Genomic DNA, 24,908 nt, shown 5'->3' with positions numbered 1-24,908 from the left:
ATCCCGGCTTATAGGCTCGCACGAGAGCGTGGTCTGCACGCGCGTCGTGCGCTTTCTAATCCGATTTCGGATATTCACACTGAGACGCTCGCGGTAAGAGCTGCGGCGTGTTGGTTTCACGAAGAAGCGCACGCGCAGCAGTAGCTGTTGACGTGCGCCAGAAAACCCGGCGCTAGAGAAACGGAGACTGCTCTCCGTGTGTGATGAATCCTAGGCGAAAGGCTTTGGGAGAGTCAAGGAGATTGGGTGCGCTTGCCGTCAATCCGACCAGGTCAGGTATTCGGCAATTTTGCTAGGCTCGAGATAATAACGAACAACTCGGCAGCCTGAATCGGCTTGGCTAGGTGATGCTGGAAGCCCGCATGCATCGCTGCAACCCTGTCGTCAGGTCTGACATATGCGGTAATGGCCACTGCTGGTATGTTGCCGCCGAGGCTTGGGCCAAGTGCCCGTATCCTGCGAATAAGTGAATAGCCATCTTCATCCGGCATTCCTATATCGCTGAGCAAAACGTCTGGCCTTGATGATTTTACAAGTTCGAACGCTTGCTCGGCCGATTCTCCCATTAAGACTGTCGCGCCACGCTCTTCCAAAAGCCGTGTCAGGAGTGACCTTGCGTCAGGTTCATCATCGACAACGACGATGCGAAGGCCTTTAAGTGAAACGGTGTGGTTCGAGTTTGCCGTGACAACGTCCGTTCTAATTCGTGTTTCAGTGGGCGCAGTAGAGCGAACGGCTCTTACTGGGATTTGAACTATGAACGTCGTGCCCTCACCGTTACCATCACTTTCCACCAGTATCGAGCCGCCGTGCAGCTCAATTAGCTGCTTGACAATTGCCAGCCCGAGTCCCAAGCCGCCATGCCGACGAGTCGTACTTGCATTTGCTTGGCGAAACCTATCAAAGACTTGAGGAAGAAACTCGGGCGTGATGCCATCTCCTGTGTCGCGAACACTGACACGAAGCGACGACTTGTGCCTTTCCATTTCAACAGAGACTGTGCCGCCTTTCGGCGTAAACTTTACTGCGTTGCTTAGCAGATTCCAAAAGACTTGCTGAAGGCGATTAGGATCGCCGGTTATCAGCGAAGGGATAGTGCCGACGACAGCATGCACATTGATGCCTTTCGCGATGGCAGCGGGCTTGACAGTCTCAATGGAAGATTTGATGACGTCCGCCAGATCAACCTCTTCGACATTCAGACGAATCTTTCCGGCCATGATTGCGCTCATGTCCAACAAGTCTTCGATAATCTGAGCTTGCATCCGCGCATTCCGGCTGATGATCTTGATGCCCTCGGAAATTTCCTCTCGCGTCGTGTTCTCCATCGCGACAATCTGTGACCAGCCAAGAATGGCATTTAGCGGCGTGCGCAGTTCATGAGAAAGCGTTGCAAGGAACTCGTCTTTGATCTGACTTGCACGTTCCGCATCACTCCGCGCGGCCCGCTCAGACACCAAGATGTTCCTGGCCTGATACTGTCTCGACCTTGCCCGAAGTGCCGATTGAACCACGCTCAAAAGCGTACTAATTCGCACAGGACGCTCTAAAACACTGACGTTCCCCAGGGCCGCAAGGATCGTCGAGAGCAATGGAGATTCAGCTCCAGACCGCGATAGTGCAATCAAAGGCAAGTCTGACCACACCGCCTGCGCTGCAACGAACTGCGAAAGGCGCGAAATGTCTCCATACAGGGCTTCTTCCGAGACGATTACTGCGCCTGCTCCTAGCGGCAGCAAATCGCAAACTTCATCCAAGTCCTGGCAAACCGCACATTCAAGGTGCTTAGAATTCAAAACCTTCTTAATGGCTTCTGCATCGCGTTGCGTTGGAGGCAGCAAGAGAATGCGAAACTGATGGTTCAGCTCACTCTGTTCCACATCCGGCATCATGGGGCCTTCTTGATTAGGTTTGTTCCCGTGCCGACATAAGTCGGCACTCCAGTCAAAACACCCTGAAAGTCTTCGAGTGGCTCGCCAACCTCGATGCCCTTCTCGGTCACGTAAAGTTCCCGAATCGACAGTTCATGCTTGCCACTGCGCTTCTTCACGACCGAAATCGCGCGGCGAACCTGACCGCGTGACTCGAAATAGCGGAACAGAATTACGTTATCCGCGAGGTACGTGGTGTCCACGGGCGAATGCATCGTGCCGACCATGCCAGCTTGGGTGACAGTCAAAAATGTCACCACTCCTTGTTGGCCGAGGAAGGTCAATAACTCATGAAGCTGCGCGGTCAGGAATTTTTCTTCCGGCATTGCGTTTAAGTAGCCGTTAAGACTGTCAACGATTAATACCTTGGCCGGATACTTGTGGCCATCTGTGCCGTCGACGGCGCGTCGTACTACGGCAGCAAATTCGCCAGATGAAAGTTCAGCAGGGTCCACCTGCTGTACTGTTAACAACCCATTCTCAATGGGTTGTTCGAGCTCAATGCCCAGCTTTCGCGAACGGGAATGGAACGTATGGAGGTTCTCGTCGAAAATGAACATCGCCGCGCGGTAGTTTCGTTTCGCGGCGGCTACGGCAAATTGCGAGGCGATAGTAGACTTGCCAGTTCCCGCCGGTCCTAAGAGCAATGTGCTAGTACCGAAGGGAACGCCGCCACCGAGCAAGTCGTCTAGCGATTGAATGCCACTCGCTAATTCCTCATCCTGAAAGTCGCTGCGATGTTCCGCAGCGATCAGTCTCGGAAATACGTCGAGCCCCCCTTTACGAATTGTGAAGTCATGATATCCACCCCGAAACTCAGTTCCCCGCATCTTTGCGACCCGAAGCCGACGCCGTTCTGCACCGTATTGATTAACCAGCTGCTCAAGGACAATCACTCCGTGTGCGATGCTTTCTAGCTGACCATCACTCGCCGTCCCGGTATTGTCGTCTAGCAACAAGACTGTGCAGTTGCGGCTACCGAAGAACTTTTTTAAGGCAAGTATCTGACGGCGATAACGTAAGGAACTTTGGGCAACAAGCCGCAATTCTGAAAGTGAGTCCAATACGACTCTTTGTGGGTCGTGCTTTGATATCTCTGCTAGCATTGCCTCGGTTGTCTCGCCCAACTCAAATTCAGACGGATTGAATACGGTGAGTTGAGAGTCGGGCGATAGACTACCTTCGGACGGAATGAGTTCGCAAATATGCAGCTTCGATAAATTCCACGCGTGACTGCGGGCGACTTTCTCGATCTCCCGTTTCGATTCGGAAAGGGTAACGTACAGGCATCTCTCCCCGTTTTGTATTCCTTCCAATAAGAACTGCATCGCGAGGGTGGTTTTGCCAGCGCCGGGGGATCCGGACAGCATGTACAAGCAGTCGGGAGAAAGCCCGCCGCGAAGGATGTCGTCTAGGCCGGTGACGCCCGTTTGTAAAAGCGCGGGTTCTTCGCCAGCAGACTCTGTCATGAAGGTACCTATGTGTTGAGTAGCTTGAAGCTCGACTATAGCCCGCTGGGACAGAGCCGACAATCGACCTACGGCACTTAGCAAGCGACGGCTGTTAAGCGCCTACGAAAAGCGCAAGCGAGGTTTGGTACGTGTGCTAACTATGATCCGCGGTATGGCAGAACAGGTGCCGGTTAATTTGCCGCAGCCGCGATCTAGGCGATCAACTTGCGGTCCTCCTCTGTCCACCTCCCCGTGCACAACCCTCTTCGAACAAGTTCTCTGTTATTCAATTTGCGTAAGTGGCTTTGAACACAGCACTTGCTGATTTCGAGTCCCGTTCGGTGTCCCAAGCGAAGCCAACGCTTTACTAACTTTTGGGGCGATCCGGTTAACAGAACGGAGAAATTTCTGGCGCTCTCTGCGCGCTCTCTGTTTGCTTGCGAATTACTCACGAGTTGCTGATGAGGCCAGATTCGCAACCGGCACATCGAGGGAACACGACGTAAGTTTCAGATGGCCGATGGTGCCCCCGGGGTGCAAAAAAGAACGCACTCCCCTCATTCAATGGCTGAAATCCAGTGTAATTCGATGGTCAACATCTTTCAGTCACTCATGCTCGTCATTGCCGGCGCCACGCAGAAAGAGCTGGCCCGCCAGGTCAAATACCTGAAGGTGGAGAACCAGATCCTCCGTTCCAGGCTGCCCCAGAGAATCGTCTGCACGCCGAAGGAGCGGGTCCGCTTAATCAAGTTCGCCCAGAAGCTCGGTGGCAAGGTGCTTCGTCAACTGACGACGATCGTCGCCCCCGACACCCTCCTCAGTTGGATCCGGGCCGAGAAGAAACCGAAACCGCAGAAACGAAAACGAGGCCGGCCGAATACGCCCGAGCAGCTTCGCCAGCTCATTCTGCTGATGGCCCGGGAAAACGAATGGGGCTACACCCGGATCATGGGCGAATTGAAGAAGCTTGGTATCAAACCACCAAGTCGGAACACCGTGAAGAACATTCTCAAGGCAGCTGGCTACGAGCCGGGCCCGCGGCGTGGTGAGGGAACCTGGGATGACTTCCTCAAGCAGCACGCCGCGTCGTTATGGCAATGTGACTTCTTCTCCAAGCGGATCCTCACGCTGAAGGGGATCCGCGAGGTCTTCGTACTCGCCTTCATCCACGTGGAAACCAGGCGCGTGATCCTCTCACCAGCAACCCTCCAACCGAATGAAGCATGGGCTGTCGCCCAGGCAGCGGCATTCGTGGAACAGGCACGTGCTCAAAAGCTTCGTGTCGCGACGGTGCAGCGTGATCGCGACACCAAGTTCACAAAGGCAGTCGATCAAGTGCTCCGTTCAAAACTAGTCAAGCCGAAGGTGAACGAATTCCGCAGTCCGAACACCAACGCCTTCGTCGAACGGTTTGTGCAGTCGATCCAGCAAGAGTGCCTGGACCGGTTCGTGATCTTCGGCGAGAAGCACATGGATCACGTGTGTACGGAGTATCTAAAATATTACCATCAGGAGAGACCGCATCAGGGAATCGGCAACGAGCTGGTGATTAAGCCAAGGGATCGTGAGTCGGCCAAATCAAGTGAGTCGATTCCCATAAGTGAGATTCGTTCTGTAGAAAGACTCGGCGGCTTGCTGAAGAGCTACTGGCGGAAAGCGGCGTAGAACCACCTAATTTGGCAACCATAGATTGCTCAGCGGGGTTGTCGCGGCCGGAATGATTCCGAATAGGATACCCAATCGACTTCGCACTCCCGCGTGAGCTGCTCAAGCTCTTTATCCGTCAGTGAAAATGTCGGAAGTGCCCGGTTCTCGGCGAGCGGGTCGATGGAATCCAAGTAGCTCTCCGCCCAGCGGAGCCAGCGACCGAGCTCGCTTTCGTCGTCGATCTGGCCGGTACGGCGCAAGGCCTCTTGGCGGACGGCAGCAATGTACTGCTTGATCTGTTCGGATTCGTGCCAACGCGGCACAACCTTGTGCAAACGCTCTTCACGTACGGATTCCGTCCGCCGCACAATCTCTAACTCGAGCGCTTTTCGTCGTCGTTTCTCTTTTGCGATTGCCTCAAGACGTTCCCGCTCGCGACAAAGGCGCCGGTGATCTACGTCACGAAGCATCTCGATGACCAACTCATTTAGGCGGTCTTCGAGGCGGGCCTTTTTCGTGTCGGCTAGCTTGGCACCCGAGGAGTAGGTGCCGCGATTCAGGTGCAATTCCAGGTTTCCGCTGGGGACGTGCTCGTAATCCCGTGCGCTGGTCCATCCCCAGCGTTCCTTGTCGGCTTTCTCTTGCTTGGTCAGTTCACGGGCTTTGCGGGTCGCCGGTTCCCACACGGAAATTCGAAATTCGTCTTCGAGCACCCGTACTTTGGCGTCTTTCTGTTTCGTGCCATCAGCAAACAGCTCGTAGCCTCGGGACTTGAACGCCTTCACAAGACTTTGGAGAAGCAGTAGCGCTCGCTGGATGTTTCCCCTCGAAACACCGACCTCGAAGCAGGCTGCCGCAAAATCATAGCGTCGCGAGACACGGCCATACTCGTCCGGATCTCGGTGTGATAGCGATTCACGAGTTGCTGTAACCAGCGGGTCCGCTCCGCGCAGATCCGTGACGCACTCGATCCGATTCTCTGGCAGCAGCTCGTATGCGATCAACTCTGCGATCGCGGGATCGTTCGCAAGGCACACATCCGGCGACTTAACTGGTTTAGGTGCTTGGCGCAGTTGGATCTTCCCGAGCGATTGATCTTTGAGCGGCGGCAACGGCCAGCGCAAGACTTGCTTCCCGTTCTCCAGTTTTGCCCAGTAACCTCGGGAAGGCCGGGGGATCTTGTGCTTCTTGCAAACCTTTGCAAGACCGACATCTGACATCCCGAATTCGACTGCCAGCTTTTGCATCGGAGTGGCCCAAACTCTGTTGTATAGCTCCTCCCGGGACAGCGCAACTTCCGATGATGAGACGTTCATTCGGCTTATATCCTCAGTGCCTGCGAGAAATTTGCCACTGCGATTTTAGTTCTATTCTGAGTCGATCGTGAAGCAGGCTGTCAATCAGAGCCGTTGGGTGGGAACACTTATTGGCGAAAGACGCGTTTTAACACTCGTTGGCCATTGCGATCGTTCGCACAACGTCTTCAGCCTGTGGAAGCCTTGCAATCAGCTCGTGAAGCGCGCCAAATGCAGCGGGCTGATCGCGAGTTCCAGCTTGCGAGGCTGGCAGCGCAAATACCTGCAAATGACGGGAATCAATTTGCATGAACACTTTCACACGGCGCGACTTTATCCAGCAAACCGCCGCTATCAGCGGTGGACTGGGGTGTGCAGCGATTGGCGGATTGACCGGTGCTGCAGGCCCTCCTGAGATTAATCCCGCTGCACTCGCGCGACTGCAAGCGAAGCTGAAGGGTCGGCTCGTCTTGGCCAGCGATGCAGCGTATGAGACTGCCCGACGAGTGTTTTATTGGAACCCGAAAACCGAACAGAAGCCGGTGGGAATTGTTCAGTGTGGTAATGAAGAGGATGCCGTGCGGGCCGTTGAGTTCGCGCGAGAATTCGGCCTCGAAGTGGCCGTCCGCTCGGGCGGACATAGCCATCTGGCCTGGGGTAGTTCGAACGGACTGGTCATCGATCTCTCTCCTCTTAAGCGAATTTCGGTCGATCCAGAGCGACGCATCGTTCGGGCGCAGGCTGGCGTCACCAGCGGGGAGGTCGCCCGAGCTGCCGGCGAGCACGGACTTGTGCCCGTCTTGGGGCAATGCCCGGGCGTCGGTGCCACTGGCGTCACGCTGGGTGGCGGACTCGGCTGGCTCTCGGGACTGTTTGGCGCCAGCTGCGATAACCTTCTTTCGACGCGTCTCGTCACTGCAAATACGCGGACCTTGGAGGTGAATGCCGAGACCCATCCCGACCTTTTCTGGGGAATGCGCGGCGCAGGTGCCAACTTTGGTGTCACGACTTCCTTCGAGGCCCGCTTACAGTCAATCGACCAAGTGTTCGGCGGCGATATCCATTTCGCCATTAGCGACGCCCGAACCGTGTTGCGCGGGTTTCGCGACCTCATGCACGAAGCGCCTGATGGGTTCCAGGCAACGCTGAATCTCACGCCAGGAGAACGGGGAATCTTTCTCAGTCTTTGTCATTCAGGTGAGGAGACGGAAACGGAACAACTCTTGCGCAAGATCCGGTCAATCGCCAAGCCAATCAAAGAAGCCGTGCGACGTCAGCCATTTGCAGACCTCGCCGAAAAGGCGGCGGCCACGAATTCCGGCAGAGGTCCCTCACCCACATTTCGCGCTATTCAGACGGTGTACCGTGACCGGATCATTGACGACGTCATCGACATCATCGTCGATCAACTCGCGAAAGCGTCACCGGATGTAATTTTGGGCCTGAGCCATTACATGCACGGTGAAGTCTGTCGCGTGAAGCCCGACGCGACCGCGTTTCCGCATCGAGCGGCCCATTCCGTGCATCTCCGCGCTGCCTTCGCCTGGAGTGACACCAAGACAAACGAGCAACGACTTGCCTGGGGAGACGAATGGTTGCGTTTGCTGCGTCCGACGTCCGACGAGCGTATCTACGCTAACTATCAGACCTACGAGACCAAAGCAGGCTCGCGCTCTCTGTTCGGACCCAACTACGATCGGTTGCTCGCACTAAAGAACCAATACGACCCGACCAATTTCTTCCGCAGGAACGCCAACATCGCGCCGTCTCGATCTTAGGGCCGGTACGCCAACCATTCGTAGTAGAGGTGGGAATACTGCTGGTTGAAGGTTCTCGAAAGCTGCAGGGAACGCGCTCGCCCAGAGTGGCGATTTCCGCAAATAGTGATTGCGCAGCAGTTTGTCGATCTTAATCGTTCATCGCCAACACTGTTTCCTTAGCTGATGGCTTGCGGCCGTGATGGCATTGGAGTCGACAGTGGCTTTCACCGCATTGATGCCCACCGACTCTGGAGGGCACGTCATCGGTCACGACTACCATACGGTTGCGTCCGTGGTTTTGTGACACGCGAAGGATCGCCTTGCTTTTAAGGTGGCCGCTAATGCCTACCTCGGCTATTTCTTAAGCTGCGGCGGTCCGCGGCGGCCCGGGGGGAGGTTATTCTCTTTCATGAACTTGTCGCGGGCATCTTGCATCTCGCGGGCCTTGGCTTGACCTGCTTTGATCTGATCCAGTCGACTCAGCATAAACTTGGCATCGTTCGCGCCTGGCAGATCAGGAAAATCCCGAATGACATTTTCAAGAGCCGCTTTCGCCTCTTCGAATTTTCCTGAGTCGATCAACGGCCGCACAGCTTGAGCAGCTGCCCGCGATTGTTCTTCGGGGCTATCTGCAGTGGGAACCTGTCCCGCTGGCACAAAGTCACGCAGGCCCAAGCTGCCAAAACGGACCTGCCATTGTCGCGGCATGACATTCCAGCGGCCGAGCAGCTTTAGTTCCAGCTTCTCATTGCCTGCCGTGGCCCGGATTAGCAGCACTTCATCTTCAGCGTTTTGGATATAGCCGAACTTGCTGGTGTCGGTGGCATGCAGTACTTGCCCTTCCTTGCCTAACTTGACGGGCGGCAGCGTCAGCGTCCCGTGATAGCGAGTGAGGCGGTCGTTGTTCTGGTGATCGATCATGTCGAACTCGATGGCAAACCCTGTTGTCCCACTCGACACACGCCGAAAGGTCAACTCGAATCGCCGCTTGGCTTCTTTCTTACCCTCGCGATTCGACCCAAGCGACACATACGACAGTCCGGGCTGAACGGACTGCAGCCAGATGTCGGTCACCATTTGTTCGGTCGACAGCTTGACAAGTTCTTGGCTGGTCGCGTGAAATTGATTGCACCACGCTGCGTACCGAATCTTGGAAATGTTCGGCTGGCCAGCGAGATTCCCGAGCTGGTCGCTGAGCGCTGCCTTGGAAAGCGTCACCGGCTGGAAGCGGCCACTAGCGCCGGGAGGCAGGCTTGGGATGTAGTAGGTCGCGTATCGCGTTCCCAGGTCCGACTCGATTTTGACGAGCACTGTGAGCTGCGTGAGCTCGCGCTCGGAACGCGAGCGAATGACGGTATAGAACATAGGCTCATCAGGAAACCTCGCCAGACCGCGAGGAACCACTGCGTACTTCACGTCTAGCTTGGCTTTCTCGATTCGAGCGCCGGCCCGCGCAGTGAGTGCAGGGATGAGCGTTTCCATTGCGGCTTGGTGCCGCCGCACGTCGGCGCGAGCGTAGCGATACTGCATCATCGCGTGTGCCACATCCATCGTCGGAAAGCCAGCCGCGATCTTTTCGCCAAACGACAGGAACGTTTCGTGCATCGCTGCTTCCTGCTTGGCCATGTACTCGCGAGCCCGAATACCGGCCTGCCCACCTTCGGCTTCTAGCATCTGCAGGTCGTTAGCGCTGGCACCGTACAGCGGATCATCGCGCAGTTGATCCGCAGCGGCGAATCGCGGCGGTACCTTTCCCGCTGCTTCGCTCGACTTTTTGAGAGCCTGCTGGTAGCCGTCGGTCGCGGCCTGCACATCTTCGATTGCTGGCTTCAACTTGCGGGCCGCTTCGCCGGCTGCGCCGTTGGCCGCCTGCAGTGACTGGACTCTTTTGTTCCATGCAACGCCAGTCACATCATCGAACTCGGCATTGCTGATCGGCAAATACTCGCTGTTAATCACACCCCCTTGGCTGATTAATTGCAGCACACGGTCAAGGTCGGTGAGCGGAATCTCAGTTCGGCGCAGCACAGGGTTCTGTGTCACCTTGCTTAGGGAGGGATCGACTGAGGCCACACGGGCTGCATCGTTCTTTTGATTCTTTTTGAGCTGTTCATTATGCTCGGCCACACGCGCCTTCACGAAACCCATAACCTTAGGCGACTTGACCGTACCTCCGACCGCAAGAAATAAGTCTGCCGCCGGTGGTTGCGATTCGGGGTGATTGCCATTCGGCCGTCCCAGCGGCTTATTCGAAAGCCGTAGCACATCCAAGCCCAGCTGATTGACCGTCACGTACGCATAGCAATCTTCATGCGCCTCCAAGCGCCTGACCGCCGATTGGGCGACAAATTGCTCTCCAGCATCGAAACCGGAGAAGTCGAATTTGTCAGCCGCCAACGCTTGAGTCGCTAACATTAGCGCGGCCAGGAAAGTGACAAAGGATCTAGAGATGTGGCTCGAATGATTTTGCATGCTCGCCTGCTCCCACGATTCGTTTTTGCGTTTCAATGTCGGCGGAACACGATATGCCGGGCATTATAGAACGTGGCAAGTTGTGATTGCGTTGGGGCCGATGAATTTTTGAACTGCAATTGTCGACGACCGCATGCGAGGATTCCAACAAGGCAAAGTCCATTCGATATGCCGATTGTAACCACGCCGCGTCTAGCCCTTCCGTTGCTTCGAAAACAGAAGCACGGTGCATGTTCGCATCGCAGGTCAGGCGATATCTAAGGTGCGTTGTGCTCTAGAGTTAACAGCGGCGGTCGCGTTCTGATGTAGCATGCAGTCGTCTTCTCGTCGGTGCATACAAACGCTTGGCACATTCCAAACCTTTGCCTTTGGCGGAACAACAATCGAAACAGAACCCTAAGCAACAGGCGAAGCGACCGGCATCCATCGTTGGCAAATCGTCAGTAGCGATTGCTTGTCGATCGGCTTGCTACTGAAGTCGTCGCAGCCAGCATCAAGGCAGCGTAGGCGTTCTTCAGGCATCGCATATGCTGTTAATGCCACCACTGGCAGTTGCCAACCATGTTCTCGAACTTTGCCAGCCAGGGTGTAGCCGTCCATCACCGGCATTTGAATGTCGGTAAGTAGCAAATCATAGGGTGTCGCGCTGGCATTCGCTTGTTCTAGCATCTGCCAAGCGACCTGCCCGTTTTCGGCGATGTCAACCTGCGCTCCCGCCTTCTTCAAAATCATTAAGATGAGCCGCTGATTGTCCGGCCCATCTTCGGCCAGCAGAATGCGACCGCAGAGTCGTGCAGCACTGCCCGGGGTCGTAGCCGTGCTCGGTGAGGCCGGCCTTGTTAGAACCCTGGTTTCATCAGCACCGGGGATTTCTCCAATCAGGACGATCGCAGTGAAGACGCTGCCTTGACCTGGCTTGGTGGATGTTAGCTCCACCGTGCCACCCATCAGTTGACTGAGTCTGCGGCATATGATTAAGCCCAAGCCGGTGCCACCGTGTTTGCGAGTAACGGTTGCATCCGCCTGGCTAAAAGCAGCGAATAATCTGTGTTCCTGCTCGGACGTGAGCCCTGGACCTGTATCATAAATCGCTATCCGGAGCAGATGTTCTTGTTCGCCCTGTTTTTCGGCGCTCACACGCACCTTGATTCCGCCCTGCTCTGTGAATTTGACCGCGTTGCCGACCAAGTTGAGCATGACCTGCCGCAGGCGAGTGGGATCAGTTAGCGCACGGCATGGAATGGACGTATCGAGTTCGATATCCAGAGTGATCCCTTTTCCGATAGCGCGCGGTCGCATCAAGGATTCAACGCCTAGCAACAAATCTACAAGGTCGGTCTCGACACGTTCGACAGTCATCTGTCCCGCTTCGATCTTCGATAGATCGAGGATGTCGTTCACGACGGTCAGTAGATGCTCTCCAGCGCGTCGGATGGTGCTGAACGCCTCCAGCCGCCGCGCCCGGGCCATTGAGTCGTCGGCTAACAATTCCGTGAACCCCAAGATAGCAGTCAGCGGAGTTCGGATTTCGTGGCTCATGTTAGCGAGAAACTCACTCTTAGCGCGACTAGCATCCTTGGCTCGCTCACTGGCCTTGGCTAGTTCCAGTTCTGCTAACTTGCGCTGCGTAATATTCTCGTGCACCACCACAACGCGAACAGGTCCTTGACCAGCAAAGCGGGTTGCGCGCACGATGAACCATCGCCGTTCTTTGGGAGCGTGGCATGGATACTCGAGCGAGAACTCCTCCTGCTCACCACGCATAACCGCGCGAATACCTCGGGCGACGGCCCCCGCTTCGTCACACTGGTGGGCTGCGGACGCTTCACACACCGCAAGGTAGTTGATGCCTTCGCAGACGTTGGACTTCAGCTTTTGGTTGTCATTGGAAAATTGCCGCCAGGCGAGATTAACGGCGATGATTTTTCCACTCTCGTCGAGAATTGCCAGATGTGCAGAGAGCGCATCTACCGTCGCACGCGCAAAACGTTCCGACTCGTGCAGCGCATGTTGGATGCGCTCTGTAGTATCCAGTTCGAGGGCCATGAATCCGGCCACCTGCCCCGGCAACGGCTCGAAAAGAAGAGATCCCTAGTAGCATCTGCCCATGCCACAGTGATCACGGATGTGAGACGGATCACGCATCCATCCGTAGTTATCGACTGCCGGCGAGGGTTTTTTGAACTTATTTGCAGCAACGAGAATTTATGCGAAGAACGCTGGCCTCGTTGGAGTTGTTGTGTCACTCTGGCTGAAGAAGGCCCCACCCGGCGTTTCTTGCGATAGGGGCGGGCTTGCCGGCAAAGGCGGCTACACTTTATCTGTGGCTAAATCCGCACTGCCATGCCAACCGGTGGAGTCCGCGTCCACATCACTGCTCATCCCGCCCAAGCAGAGCAAACGGGCAAAGTTCAAGGAAGCGATCACCCTGAACGAGATTCGCTGCTCCGAGAGGCTCGGCGGACCTGCTAAAAAGCTACAGCCGAAAAGTGGCCAAATAAACTGTGGTTGCTGAGCATCTCGCCCTTCCCCTGCGAGGGTTCGCTCACAACTCCAGTTGTGTGCCAATCTCCACTACACGCTCGGCCGGCAGGCGGAAGTAGTGGGTCGTCGTTTGTGCGTTGCGCGACATCCACACAAAGAGATGCTCGCGCCAGCCCGCCATGCCTGGCTTTGCGGTCGCGACTAGAGTTTCCCGGCCGAGGAAGTAGCTGAAGTCATTGCGGCAAAACCCAGACGTGGATGTTTGATCTCGCTAAGTGCAAAGGGCACGTCGGGCTCGGTCATGAAGCCGTAGGTCCCCGCGGGCTAAGCACACCACCTTCTGCCCCAGCCCAAAGCGAGGAGCTCGACAAGGACGACGATAACGTAGCTTGGTTGGATTGATTGCCATACTGGAGATCGCTAATACCTTTCCTCTTCTATCTCGCTCTTGCATCCAGGCTGCCGGACAGCAGCAGGCCTTCGATCTCAGCCTCAGCGATCCGAAGTTGTCTTAGTGAATCCAAGTATTGCAGGTGCGTTTGAGCAAACGTGCGCTGAGCAGTGAGCAAGTTGAGGTAGGCTGTCTCGCCTGCCTGATACATCTTGCGACTCAGGTCGAGTGATTCCGCAGCAGCGGGCAGAATTGCCTCGCGATAGCGATCGACTTGGTTTCGAGCGTTGGAGTAGCGTTCGAAGTTCGGCGCGAGTCGATTTTTCAAGCTGAGTTCGAGTTGCGTCAGCGCTCGCTCTGCCGCGACGACTTCACTCTGGGCTTTCATAATTCCGCCCTGATTTCGATTGAGGATCGGAATTGGAATCGACACCGTCACGCCACCATCAGGCCGCCCACCAATTCCGTTGTCGACTGGGTTCACGAGTCCTTGCAGGCTCACATTTGGAACAGCTTCCACACGAGCGCGCTCGACGGTCATCCGTGCTCGGGATATTTCGGACATCGCAACGGCAATCTCCGGACTTGCAGCGTGAATACGCGCGAGAGCTTGATTGAAGTCGATTTCGCACGGCGGAGCAAAAGCATCGCCGATGAGTGCTTGCTCCTGGAGGTAAGGATCGCCTATCACGGAGGAAAGTTCACGCCAAGCGGCATCGTGAGCGTTACGGGCATTCTTCGAGAGGATCTGCGCGCTCTCGACTTCGAGTTGCGACTGGAGTACATCGAGGCGGGTTGCTTCCTTGGCTTTGATCAGAGCATCAACAACGTCCGCTCCCTGAGTCGTAGTCCGAACCAGATTCGCAGTCATGTCGATCTGTCGTTGGGCGATTAGCGTCTTGTAAAAGGCAATCCGAACGTCAGTAAGCACGCGTTGTTGTTGAGCTGCAAGTTCCTGCTGGGCACGTGCCAATTCTTGCTCAGCGATAGCTTGGTTCAAGCGCAGCTTCCCGCCCCTCACAATCTCCTGGCTAAACTGCACGCCGTGTTGTTCGGCGAGGCCACCGCTGCCGAGTTGTTGGCCGTTGTATCCCACCGTGGGGTTCGGCGGCAGTCCGACCTGCACCATGTTGCCTTGCGCCGCGCTTACCAGCGCAGATGCGCGTCCGATCGAAGGATTGCTGCCGAGGGCGATGTGCTCCAAGTCCGTCAACGACAAGCCGCGTTGCGGAGTTGGCGGCTTAAGCTCTTCCGGTGGAGGAATTGGAAGTGGAGGATCTTGATTGACTGAAACCTTCCTAACCGTCACAGGTTGCTGCGCGACAAGACTTGCAGAGCACAGGCCAGCGACCGCTAAGAAGATGAGCGGCGGCGCGATTTTGTCGAAGATATTCATGGTCGGATTCCTTTCCAACGCAATGTCAGAGACATTCAGGTGGGATCGTTAGAGGCGGGGGCCACACATCAACCAAGTGCCAATCGAAAGCAGACTCAGGGCAATTCCGGCCGCGAACGCTGACCAGAAATCGAGGTGCAGGCGTTCGGCAAAGGCAAGAGGGATGAAAAACGGTAGGCCCAAGGGAACCAAGATGAGCGTCTCTCGCGCCAAACGCGAAATCATCGGCAAGTCGTGGTACTGGAGCCAGGTTACTACAAAGGCCAATAAGCTGATGATCGGAAGCGAGAGCAATACAGCTCCCATTCGTGGGTAACGTCTCGATAGCTCGGCCACCGCGACAACCGTGATGGCTATGAGCGCTACCCTCACACTATTCCAAGCCAGTCGCATCGGATCATCCCCTTACGCGGACTGAGCTACTTCTTTTCGTGAGCAGCGTCGTGCGGTTCTTCCTTGAAGTCACCCGTGTACGGAGTGCCTTCGATTTGACCGCTGATCGTGCCAGCAAATTCCTTCACAATACCGATCGTGTCATGGGTGCCGACGAACCGCGAGGAAGTGCCTTCGGCTTCGCCTTCCAGCGGCTTGGCGGCGAGATCCAGTTCGGTCATGGGATCATTGATCACGAGATGCACTGACGACGCCTTAATGGGCTGCGGCGATTTGGCATCGCCACCGATGATGTACACCGTGGCTTCCTTCTTGTCGTGATCCACGGTGAACTCGACGTGGTAAGTGCCGCCACCCCAATCCGTGAGTGTGCCGCCGTGCGGCCCCTCACCGTGCGTATGGCCCATGTCACCTGGGACTGGTGCTGCACTGGGTGCAGGAGCCGGAGCTGGCGGCCCACCGCAGCCGGACATCATTGAGATCATCGCGGAACAAACAAGCAGAGCAACAATTCGCTTCATCGAACTTCTCCAAGAGGAACAAGGGGGAACTACGTTGCCGATACGCCTGGCTCCGGTGCCGGCCGCATGGGGCGGACTGGAGCAGGGTGATCGACCAGAATCTCATCTTCGGAATGGACTTCATGTGCTAACCGCTCAGCATCCTTGCCGCTGAATTGCCAGAACAGACCCGGGTGGATCAAGAACTCGCAAAACGTGGAAGTGACCAGGCCGCCCAAGATCACCGTGGCAACGGGATACAGAATCTCACGCCCAGGTTCTTGTCCGCCAATCACAAGCGGTACCAGTCCTATGCCGGCTGTCAGCGCCGTCATTAGCACCGGCGCCAGCCGCTCCAAGCTGCCGCGGAGGACCATTGCCTCCGAGAATGGCTCGTTCTCTTCTTTCATCAAGTGAAAGTAGTGCGTGACGAGCAAGATGCCGTTGCGGACTGCGATTCCGCCGAGTGATATGAAACCCACCAGGCTCGCGACCGTGAGTGTTTGCCCCGTTAGTACAAGTGCCAATACGCCGCCGATAAATGCTGTGGGCAACGCGTTCAAGATTTGAAGCACGATGCGAACCGATGGATACAAAATCAGCAGAACCACAAACATGCCGATCACCGACACGCCGGCTAACAGAACGATGAGAGTTGTCGCTCGCTGCTGACTCTCGAATTGGCCAGCGTACTCGACAAAGTATCCCTCCGGCATTTCTACGCGATCTTTCACTCGCTGTTGAATCTCGACGACCGCACTCGCTAGATCCCGGTTCTCGGTATTGCAACGGATGACGATCCGACGCCTGGCGTTTTCACGGTTGATGGCGTTTGGACCAACCCCTTCGCCGATGTCGGCCAGGCTGGCGAGTTCCACCTGCCCACGGTTGTCGGGCAGGTCGATTCGCAGGCGGCCGAGGTTCGCGTAGTCCGTGCGATACGCCTGCTCCAGACGGATCAGCAGATCGAACCGTCGCTGCCCTTCCAGTACCTGCGACGTAACCTCACCCTGCAAAGCAGTCTGCATGATCTTGCCGACATACTCGCGCGTGACCCCATATTTGGCTAAGTCATTCGGGCGCAGACGAATGTGAATTTCTGAAGTCTGCTGAACCGGTTCAATGACCGGCGGAGTAACGCCTTCAATGTCTTGAATGGCTCGCTTTACTTTCTCGGCCGTTGAAAGCAGGGTGTCCAAGTCGTCGCCGACCACCTTGATGGCAATCTGGGCATAGACGCCTGAGACCATGTGGCTGATGAGATGTGCCAGCGGCTGCTCCACCTCGATGTCGACGCCGGGAACTTCGTTACGCAACTCCTTCAGCAGTTGCTGAATCATCTCCTCTCGACCTTGGTGCATATCGGGGTTCATGCTCAGGATATATTCCCCCGCGTTCACAGGAGCAGCATGCTCGTCCATCTCCGCCCGGCCTGTGCGGCGGACGAAGTTAATAATCTCGCCATCAGGGTTGGCCGGCGACATCTGCCGCTGGCGGAACTTTTCGTCGATCAAGCGAGAGGACTGGTTCGAAGCCTCCAGTGATGAGCCCGCGGGCAACGTGACGTTGACGAGGATGCTTCCTTCGTCAAATTGCGGCAGGAAGTTCCGGCCCAGATTGGCCAACTCCCAAGCAGCAAAGGCAACCATTACCCAAGTGATGATCAGAAGTGGCGTAGGAACGGCCATGCTAAAGCGAATCAGGTAGGACGCTCCCCATTTGAGAATGCGGAGCAGGTATCCATCGCCCTCGTGATGCGTTGCTTTGGACTGAGGGAGCAGATAGTAGCTCAGCACTGGTGTGACCGTAAGGGAAACGACCAGCGACGCCAGAATCGAGACGATGTAGGCGATGCCCAGCGGTGTGAAGAGTCGCCCTTCGACGCCGGACAGGGCAAACAGCGGCAAGAACACCAAAATCACGACGATCGTTCCAAAGACAATCGCACTGCGAATCTCTTTGCTGGCCTCGTAAACCACGGTAAGAGCCGGTTTGGGACTAGCAGCGTTGTTGTTTTCCTTCAATCGTCGAAAGATATTCTCCACGTCGACAATTGCGTCATCGACCAGTTCACCCATCGCGACTGCGATGCCACCCAGCGTCATCACGTTGATCGAAAGCTGTGTTCCCGAGAGAAATCCCAACGCGCGGAAGACCAAGGTCGTAATCACCAACGACAAGGGAATTGCTGTGAGCGTGATAAACGTGGTGCGAAAGTTCAGCAGGAACAGAAAGAGGATAATAAGCACCAGAACTGCACCAATCACGAGCGCTTCGCAGACATTAAAGATTCCACGGTCAATGAAATTCTTCAGGCGGAATAGATCGGAATTGATGACGATGTCAGCGGGCAAAGACGACTCTACGTCGCTGAGCGCAGCTGCTACCTCGTCGGTGAGCGCGCGAGTATCGACGTGCGGCTGTTTGACGAGCGTGAAGACGGCACCAGGCTGGCCGTTGACGCTGCCATCACCTCGTTTAAGTTGAGCACCTTCTGCCACGCGAGCGACATCTTCCAGCAGAACTGGCCGAGCCGTGCTGCTCTTGATCGGGATTTTTCGCAGGTCTTCGACAACCCGGTGCGCATCGGGCCCGAGTCGGCCCAAAATCCGGATCGGCCGTTCACTTTCACCCTGGATCGCAAAACCACCACTGGTGTTCAAGTTGCTCTCGGACAGAGCCTGCTCAACCTGCTGGAGCGTCACGTCGTATTCCAACAACGCCGCAGGGTTAACCAGGATTTGATATTGCTTACGATCGCCGCCTTGGATGAAGACTTCCGCCACGCCCGGGATTTTTAATAGTCGCGGTCGCACGACCCAATCCGCCGAGGTGCGCAGTGCCATGACCTGCTCTTCATCAGAAGGAAATACCAGTTCAACAGCTTCCCCGGCGATAATGGCCAGGGCCTTCCGTTCAAACGAAACGGATTCTGCCTCAGGTTGTTCCCAAGACACCTGCGAGATAGGCAGCGGTTCCCAGGTGTCGACACGGTGACGGTCGACCGGTTTCCAGGCGAGTATTTTCGGTACATGACCACCGCCCTCAATCAATTCGGCCATCCGACCGGATTTGCCGATAGGAACGAGTTGCCCACCCTGCGGGCCACGCTGGCGGTACATGCCAGCGATCACAATTTGTCCCATGATTGAAGCGGGCGGAGTCATCTGCGGCTGGATACCGGCGGGCAAGACGCCGCCGAGAGAACCCAATCGTTCTTGCACTGTTTGTCGGGCTGCCCGAATCTCTGTGTCCCAGCTGAACTCGATATAAATCACATTCAGGCCAGCGGTTGTCTGGCTGCGAACGGCTTGTACGCCAGCCGCACCGAGGAGCGCAATCTCGATCGGCTGTGTTACCAGTGTTTCGACTTCTTCGGTCGCCAAGCCTGGGCATTCCGTGATGATGACGACGCGAGGACGGTCGAGGTCGGGAAAGACGTCGATCGGCAAGGTCGTCGCGGAATAGCCACCATAGACCAACAGTGTGAGGCTGATCACGACGACCAACATGCGATACCGCAGGGCAAAGCGGATTACGGCGTTGAGCATGGTTTGGTTCCTAGTGAGCTGCGTGGGTAGTGCCGTCGGCGTGAACGTGGACATTCGTGGGAATGCCACTGGCAAGCTGGGCCTTCAAAACTCGATTCAGCGAGGCGGCCGCATTCTGAGCAATGAATGAGCCCTTGCGCGGCCCACCGTCGTTAGCAATCACTACTGACGTGCTGTCTTCATGCAGCACATGCACGGAGACCCGGTCAAACAAGTCGCCGTTTTGGCGAAACACGAACGCTTCAGGCCCTTCCCGAACAATGGACTCTCGCGGCAACACGAACACGTTTTCGATTTTTTCAACCGCGATGGATAAGCTCACGCGATCGCCAGGGCGGAAACGCCAGATCAGCCGATCTTGACCGCCTTGAGCATAGGATTGCCACTGGTTTTCTAGGGGCAAGTAGAAAGAGAAGGTGCGCGTTTGTGTATCGATCAAATTCGCCACATGGTTAATCTGCAATTGATTTGGCAGCGGCGGCCAGTTGTTGCCTTCGTCAACTTCAAACCCGACTTCAATGGGCAGTTGTTCTTTGGCCGTTCGTTGCACCAACGGCATGTCCTTCTTGAACCCTTGTCCCTCAATTAAGAGCGCCCGATGGTCAGCGAGAGTTCCAAGCAGTTCGCCGGCCGCAACTTGTTGCCCTAACTCGACCTTCAGGGTCTGCAGTTCGAATTGAAATGGCAATCTCGCCGGTTCGCCTTCGACAGCTGACGCTAACGCGACCTCTGCGACTTTCAAGGCCTGCTCTCCCGGAGCATTCACGGTGATTTCCGTCACAAACTCTCCCTTGGCAGCAGCGTCGATTCGGTCAACAGAGAGTCCTCGTGACCTTAAATCCTGCCGATAGGCTTGGACATTGACGTCCATTCGTTGAATCTGGTTTTCGATTTCAATCATCCTTGATCCGGGGATGCCGCCGGATTCCGCAAGTCCTTCGAGCCGCTTCTTCTGCTGCTTGGCGATCTCGATTTCCTTGGTCGCTTTGAATAGCTCAAGCTGCGAAGTGTGCAACGAATCGCTGACGAGACGAAGCGAAAACAATGGCGAGTTAGGAGCAACAGTGTTACCTGGGTAAGCATGGATCTTCGTGACAATGCCAGTCACGGGAGCTACGACTCCCCGATCGCTAATGCCGGGACGGTCGGTGATCACACCGGGAACTTCGATCTTACGAAGGTAGGTGCTGGGTTGAAGCGGCTTCGAGATCACGCCCAGGTTCTTGCGCGCTTCAGCACTGATCCTCACTGGCGTATTCCCATCAGCGATAGGCGACTTGGCCGGAGCATCTTTGCTGACGGTCGCAGCGGTCTGACGACTTTTCCATTCGTTGAAGGCGTAGGCACCGAGCCCAATGGCGACACCCAACGACAACAGCGAGACAACGACATTGATGATGAACTTGCTTCGAGTCATGGTGACTCTCCGAAACTGCTGGCAAATGCAGAAAGCGCCGAACCGAGTAATGCAAACGCGAAGAAGGAGATACCGGGCAACCTGGAAGTTGCGCAGTAATTAGCGTGTAAGCGCGAAGAGGGCGCTTAGATGCGGAGAGTCCGCAGAGTGAGATAGATTTCCGATCCGTCGAGCACTTGATCTGGCGGCCGCCAGGGAAGCCCCCGCACTTCCTTTGCTTCGATTCCGCAGATCGAAGTGGCGACAGGAGTTTGCAGGGCGAACAGCAGGACTTGAGTCGATGGAACTTGCGAGATGGAACCCAAAGTGGAATGCGTACCACCACCTACTAGGTAGATCGCATCCGCATCATGGTCGACCGCTTTGCCAGCAGGACAAGGAGTCTGGCGATCGGAATCCTCGTGTTCGCTCGGCGATTCGTGATGATGGTGGCCGTGTTCCCCGTGAGCATGAGAGTGCGAGTGCGAATCAGAATGGCAGTGCTGGCAATGCCCGAACCAATGGAAGTGGGGCGTGGCGTCGTGATTCTGCTGTTCCTCCAGCGAAGTCGCTCCATGTGCGTGCGGAACCGCCGCCAGCTGACTGGCAAACATTCCTACGATCATCAGGAGTGAAACGCAACGGCGAAACATGGTTCTAGCTAGCTCTCGCTTTCGTATTCAGCTTACGTCGAAACCTGACAGCGGACAATGAGTCCGATACTCACGACCGGCGAACCGACGTGTAATACGAATTCTCGGCAGCCCTGGTTCAATCGCTCCAACCGGAATTTCTCGCAGCGCTGAGCCCTCGCATCTTCCCTAGCTTCTCGGTGAAACAGGGAACCATTGGCGGTTTTCGGACTTCCCACACGTTACTGGGCTGCCAGCAACACCCTGCTGCTATGGGAAGTTCGAGTCGCAATACCTGGGATTGCGGTCGCCGATACCGAGCCTAGAATGTAACCACGGTTACATAAACGGCGACTGAGTCTAATGAACGACACAAAGCAAAGCGAACTTTCCGCAGCGGAACCGCAAGCGAGCGAAGCAGTTCCTTCCTATACCTTGAGGCAGATGGTTACCTATGCGCTCGGCCTGGGAACTTGGGGTTTCGGTGGCCCGGTCGCACTCGTTGGCTACATGCACCGTGACCTGGTGGAGCAACGGAAGTGGATCTCCGAAGCAGAGTACAAGGAAGGTCTCACGCTCGCCCAAATCATGCCGGGACCGCTCGCAGCACAACTAGCGATCTATTTTGGGTTTGTCCACTACGGAAATTTCGGAGCCACGCTCGTGGGCGTGGCGTTTGTGCTCCCATCATTCCTGATGGTTCTCGCACTTGGGTGGGCGTACAAACTGTACGGTGGCCTTCCCTGGATGCAGGCAGTCTTCTACGGCGTCGGTGCCAGCGTGATCGCCATTATCGCGATCAGCGCCTACAAGCTCACCCAAAAAACGGTGGGCAAGGATTGGCTACTGTGGTCGATTCTGCTGATCAGCGCCGTGACGACGGTAGTCACTGAATCGGAGTACGTGCCTCTATTCATCGGGGCAGGTGTGCTGACATGGCTGGTAAAAACGCCGCCGATGTTTCTTCGCGGCGGCGGGGGCACATCTGCTGCGATTATGCTCCCGTTAGCGGCTTCGACCTGGGACGGCATCCCAACTGCCGACGCGCACAAGCTCTGGCAGGTATTTCTGTTCTTCACCAAGGCCGGAGCATTTGTGTTCGGCAGCGGGCTCGCCATCGTTCCGTTTCTGTATAGCGGTGTGGTGAAAGAATATGGCTGGCTCAACGACCAGGAGTTCCTCGACGCAGTGGCAGTGGCGATGATCACGCCCGGCCCCGTGGTAATCACGGTCGGGTTTGTTGGGTTCCTCGTTGGCGGGTTTCAAGGAGCGACCGTGGCAGCGATTGCCACCTTCCTGCCCTGTTACCTGATGACGATTATCCCCGCGCCGTATTTCAAGAAGCATGGCAAACGGCCGCGCATTGTGGCGTTTGTCGACGGCGTGACGGCCGCTGCGGTGGGTGCAATTGCAGGTGCGGTGATTGTGCTGGGCCGCCGCACGCTACTCGATGGCGGCTGGGCACCGGAGATTCCCAAAATGGTGCTATTCGTGCTGACCCTCGCCCTGCTGATGCGATTCAAGAAGCTGCCGGAACCGATCGTGGTCCTCGTCGCTGGTTTGGTTGGGTTGGCGATTTATCCCTTTGTGCGTGGTTGACCCGCAAGAAGAGCCCGCCATGAGTTGGCTGTTGCTTGTCTACAAAGTTCCGCGTGAGCCGACTTCCAGTCGGGTCTACGTTTGGCGCAAGCTGAAGCAGCTCGGAGCGGTTTCGGTCCAGGACGCGATATGGGTGCTACCCGCAAAGCCGCGCACGCAGGAGCAGTTCCAGTGGTTGGCCGCAGAAATTATCGAACTCGGTGGCGAAGTTTCGCTGTTTGAATCGAGTTTGGTTTTTGCCAGTGATGGCACCTCGCTGCAGGAACAGTTCGAAACACCCGTACGGGCCGCTTACGAAGAGATTCTTGCGGCATTGAAAGGTCGTAAGCCAGACTTGGCTGGCCTCTCGAAGAAGTTTCAGCAGGCGCAGGAGCGGGATTATTTTCCAAGTGCCTTGAGCGAGCGTGTACGCAAGAAACTATTAGCTGCCGGCGGAGGTGAAACATGAAATGGGTGACCTGGGAGAATGTCGGCGTCGATCGGATGGCCTGCGCCTGGCTGATCCGCAAACAGATAGACCCCAAGGCGAAGTTCCTGTTCGTCCCCAAAGGGACTCAACCCTTGCCAACGGGAGCCGAGCCCTTTGACATTCCCGGTGTTCGCCTATCGCACCACCAGGGGCATTGCTCGTTCCATGCAATACTTCGCGAATACAAACTCGACGATCCGGTGCTACATCGAATCGCCCGGATCGTTGATGAAGCCGACACAGTGCAGGAAGTCAAAGTTGAACCGGCCGCTGCGGGACTTGATCTGCTCTGCGAAGGACTCCGCCTCATCAGTTCGGACGACACCACGGCGCTGGAACGCGGCGCGATGGTCTACGACGCTTTGTACGCTCGCCTGAGTGCAGAATTGCGATCGAAAGAAGGTCCATTCGACGGTATTTCCGCAACGAACGCCAAGCTATGAGGCCGACTCGTTCATTTCCCAACTTCTGTTCCTCAAGGAGTTTGCCGTGACTACTCAACTTCAGGGCTTTCGATGTGTGCTCGGGTTGATCATCCTGCTGCTTGCGTCCGGTTTGCTGACTGCGGCCGACACACCATCGCATGCATTCGTCGTGAATACTGACGACGGTTCGGTCTCGCTCGTGGATCTAGCAAAGATGGCCGAGATCACGAAGCATGAAGTTGGCAAGCGACCCTATGGAATCGCAGTCACACGAGACGGGCGAAAACTCGCCGTGGGAGTGGAGGACGAGGAATGTGTGAAGTTCTTCTCGCTTCCGGCGTTTGAACTGCTCGCCAAAGTCCCGATTGGCAAGATGTTCAACGATCACATCATTCTGACCGACGACGGTAAGGAGATTCTGGTTGCCAACTTCTATAGCGACGATGTCGTGGTCATCGACGTAGCCTCTATGAAGGAAGTTGGTCGGATCGAAGGTTGTAGCGCGCCGCACGTTGTGAAATACGGGCCACTCCGCAGGAATGTTTACGTGACCTGCAAGAAGGTCACGGGCATCGCGATTGTTGATCCGAAGGAACGAAGGCTCGTGAAATTCCACCAGCTCAACGTCAACCCTCGGAGCCTGACTTTTTCCCCAGACGAGTCCAAGGTGTACTTCGGGTCGTTCTGGGTGAACGGGTTCTTCTCGATGGACACGGAATCGGGCAAGGTCACTCAACTCTTCTCGCTCGATCCGCCGGAAAGCAACCGAGGCAATCAGGAAGTGACGTACCACGGTGTTGAGGCAGTTGCTCCCAACATTGTGCTTGCGGCTAACGAGGGCCGGTCCTATGTGGACGCCGTTGATGTTAGCTCCGGCAAACTACTCGACCGGCTTACGTCCGCTGCCAAGCCCTGCTGCGTGGAAAGGATTCCCGGCACAAACCCAGCCCGCGCACTGGTGAGCAATCTCGGCGATAGTTCGCTGCAACAGATTGAGATTTCAAGCGATGGTAAGTTCCAAGACCTTGGTCGTGCCAAGGTTGGCGCCGCGCCAAAGCGGGTTGCCTTTCTACCCACCGCTTCCAAGTAGTTCACCTTCTTTCCCCCAGTCGATAG

Annotated in this window: 17 protein-coding genes and 1 pseudogene; 7 read left to right on the top strand and 11 right to left on the bottom strand. The window is 56.1% G+C overall.

Features of this window, described 5'->3' with window-relative positions; translation table 11 throughout:
- Positions 1 to 272: 272 nt before the first annotated feature.
- Both NA78x_RS13820 and NA78x_RS13815 read right to left on the bottom strand, forming a co-directional pair.
- On the bottom strand, positions 273 to 1,892 hold the full coding sequence (locus NA78x_RS13820) for a hybrid sensor histidine kinase/response regulator (protein ID WP_425619035.1): 1,620 nt from the start codon (positions 1,890 to 1,892) through the stop codon (positions 273 to 275).
- A complete protein-coding gene (locus NA78x_RS13815) occupies positions 1,889 to 3,400 on the bottom strand; it encodes an ATPase domain-containing protein (protein ID WP_425619034.1) in 1,512 nt (503 codons plus the stop codon). Before NA78x_RS13815 ends, NA78x_RS13820 begins: the two co-directional genes overlap by 4 nt.
- A gap of 495 nt (positions 3,401 to 3,895) precedes the next feature.
- On the opposite strand from NA78x_RS13815, the gene NA78x_RS13810 reads away from it, so the two are divergent.
- Positions 3,896 to 5,047 carry an integrase core domain-containing protein gene (locus NA78x_RS13810; protein WP_425619033.1) on the top strand — a complete coding sequence of 384 codons (1,152 nt, stop codon included), beginning with the start codon at positions 3,896 to 3,898 and terminating at the stop codon, positions 5,045 to 5,047.
- A gap of 29 nt (positions 5,048 to 5,076) precedes the next feature.
- On the opposite strand, the gene NA78x_RS13805 is transcribed toward NA78x_RS13810, so the two are convergent.
- Entirely contained in the window at positions 5,077 to 6,345 is a 1,269-nt protein-coding gene (locus tag NA78x_RS13805) for a hypothetical protein (protein WP_425619032.1), read from the bottom strand.
- 287 nt (positions 6,346 to 6,632) lie between these two features.
- Between NA78x_RS13805 and NA78x_RS13800 the strand changes: the two genes are divergently transcribed.
- The gene (locus tag NA78x_RS13800; protein WP_425619031.1) at positions 6,633 to 8,102 is read left to right on the top strand and encodes an FAD-binding oxidoreductase; all 1,470 of its coding nucleotides are present in this window, start codon (positions 6,633 to 6,635) and stop codon (positions 8,100 to 8,102) included.
- Between the two features lie 336 nt (positions 8,103 to 8,438).
- Here NA78x_RS13800 and NA78x_RS13795 read toward each other — a convergent pair whose 3' ends face one another.
- The 4 genes and pseudogenes from NA78x_RS13795 to NA78x_RS13780 form a co-directional block, all read right to left on the bottom strand.
- Positions 8,439 to 10,556, bottom strand: a complete 2,118-nt coding sequence (locus tag NA78x_RS13795) for a hypothetical protein (protein WP_425619030.1) — start codon at positions 10,554 to 10,556, stop codon at positions 8,439 to 8,441.
- A gap of 396 nt (positions 10,557 to 10,952) precedes the next feature.
- Complete coding sequence (locus tag NA78x_RS13790) at positions 10,953 to 12,602, bottom strand: ATP-binding protein (protein WP_425619029.1); 1,650 nt, start codon at positions 12,600 to 12,602, stop codon at positions 10,953 to 10,955.
- A gap of 499 nt (positions 12,603 to 13,101) precedes the next feature.
- Positions 13,102 to 13,269 (bottom strand): annotated as a pseudogene (locus NA78x_RS13785) (KUP/HAK/KT family potassium transporter); the annotation flags it as partial.
- Positions 13,270 to 13,477: 208 nt separating this feature from the next.
- Positions 13,478 to 14,827, bottom strand: a complete 1,350-nt coding sequence (locus NA78x_RS13780) for a TolC family protein (RefSeq protein ID WP_425619028.1) — start codon at positions 14,825 to 14,827, stop codon at positions 13,478 to 13,480.
- 193 nt (positions 14,828 to 15,020) lie between these two features.
- On the opposite strand from NA78x_RS13780, the gene NA78x_RS13775 reads away from it, so the two are divergent.
- Positions 15,021 to 15,143 carry a hypothetical protein gene (locus NA78x_RS13775; protein ID WP_425619027.1) on the top strand — a complete coding sequence of 41 codons (123 nt, stop codon included), beginning with the start codon at positions 15,021 to 15,023 and terminating at the stop codon, positions 15,141 to 15,143.
- 103 nt (positions 15,144 to 15,246) lie between these two features.
- On the opposite strand, the gene NA78x_RS13770 is transcribed toward NA78x_RS13775, so the two are convergent.
- From NA78x_RS13770 to NA78x_RS13755, 4 genes are all read right to left on the bottom strand, one after another.
- Complete coding sequence (locus tag NA78x_RS13770; protein ID WP_425619026.1) at positions 15,247 to 15,741, bottom strand: hypothetical protein; 495 nt, start codon at positions 15,739 to 15,741, stop codon at positions 15,247 to 15,249.
- Positions 15,742 to 15,770: 29 nt separating this feature from the next.
- A complete protein-coding gene (locus NA78x_RS13765; RefSeq protein WP_425619025.1) occupies positions 15,771 to 19,271 on the bottom strand; it encodes an efflux RND transporter permease subunit in 3,501 nt (1,166 codons plus the stop codon).
- Positions 19,272 to 19,281: 10 nt separating this feature from the next.
- Positions 19,282 to 20,688, bottom strand: a complete 1,407-nt coding sequence (locus NA78x_RS13760) for an efflux RND transporter periplasmic adaptor subunit (protein WP_425619024.1) — start codon at positions 20,686 to 20,688, stop codon at positions 19,282 to 19,284.
- A 125-nt stretch (positions 20,689 to 20,813) separates the two neighbouring features.
- Positions 20,814 to 21,281 carry a hypothetical protein gene (locus tag NA78x_RS13755; protein WP_425619023.1) on the bottom strand — a complete coding sequence of 156 codons (468 nt, stop codon included), beginning with the start codon at positions 21,279 to 21,281 and terminating at the stop codon, positions 20,814 to 20,816.
- A 381-nt stretch (positions 21,282 to 21,662) separates the two neighbouring features.
- On the opposite strand from NA78x_RS13755, the gene NA78x_RS13750 reads away from it, so the two are divergent.
- From NA78x_RS13750 to NA78x_RS13735, 4 genes are read left to right on the top strand one after another with little or no spacing between them, the layout of a single operon-like run.
- On the top strand, positions 21,663 to 22,898 hold the full coding sequence (locus NA78x_RS13750) for a chromate transporter (protein ID WP_425619022.1): 1,236 nt from the start codon (positions 21,663 to 21,665) through the stop codon (positions 22,896 to 22,898).
- Between the two features lie 19 nt (positions 22,899 to 22,917).
- Positions 22,918 to 23,346 carry a Chromate resistance protein ChrB gene (locus tag NA78x_RS13745; protein ID WP_425619021.1) on the top strand — a complete coding sequence of 143 codons (429 nt, stop codon included), beginning with the start codon at positions 22,918 to 22,920 and terminating at the stop codon, positions 23,344 to 23,346.
- Positions 23,343 to 23,810, top strand: a complete 468-nt coding sequence (locus tag NA78x_RS13740; protein WP_425619020.1) for a chromate resistance protein ChrB domain-containing protein — start codon at positions 23,343 to 23,345, stop codon at positions 23,808 to 23,810. The genes NA78x_RS13745 and NA78x_RS13740 overlap by 4 nt, the downstream gene beginning before the upstream one ends.
- Positions 23,811 to 23,856: 46 nt before the next feature.
- Complete coding sequence (locus NA78x_RS13735; protein WP_425619019.1) at positions 23,857 to 24,882, top strand: YncE family protein; 1,026 nt, start codon at positions 23,857 to 23,859, stop codon at positions 24,880 to 24,882.
- Positions 24,883 to 24,908 lie beyond the last annotated feature (26 nt).

Source organism: Anatilimnocola aquadivae (assembly GCF_049819085.1).
Lineage (GTDB): Bacteria > Planctomycetota > Planctomycetia > Pirellulales > Pirellulaceae > Anatilimnocola.
The sequence above is the reverse complement of the archived record's forward strand: the minus strand, read 5'-3'. Positions and strand labels throughout refer to the sequence as shown.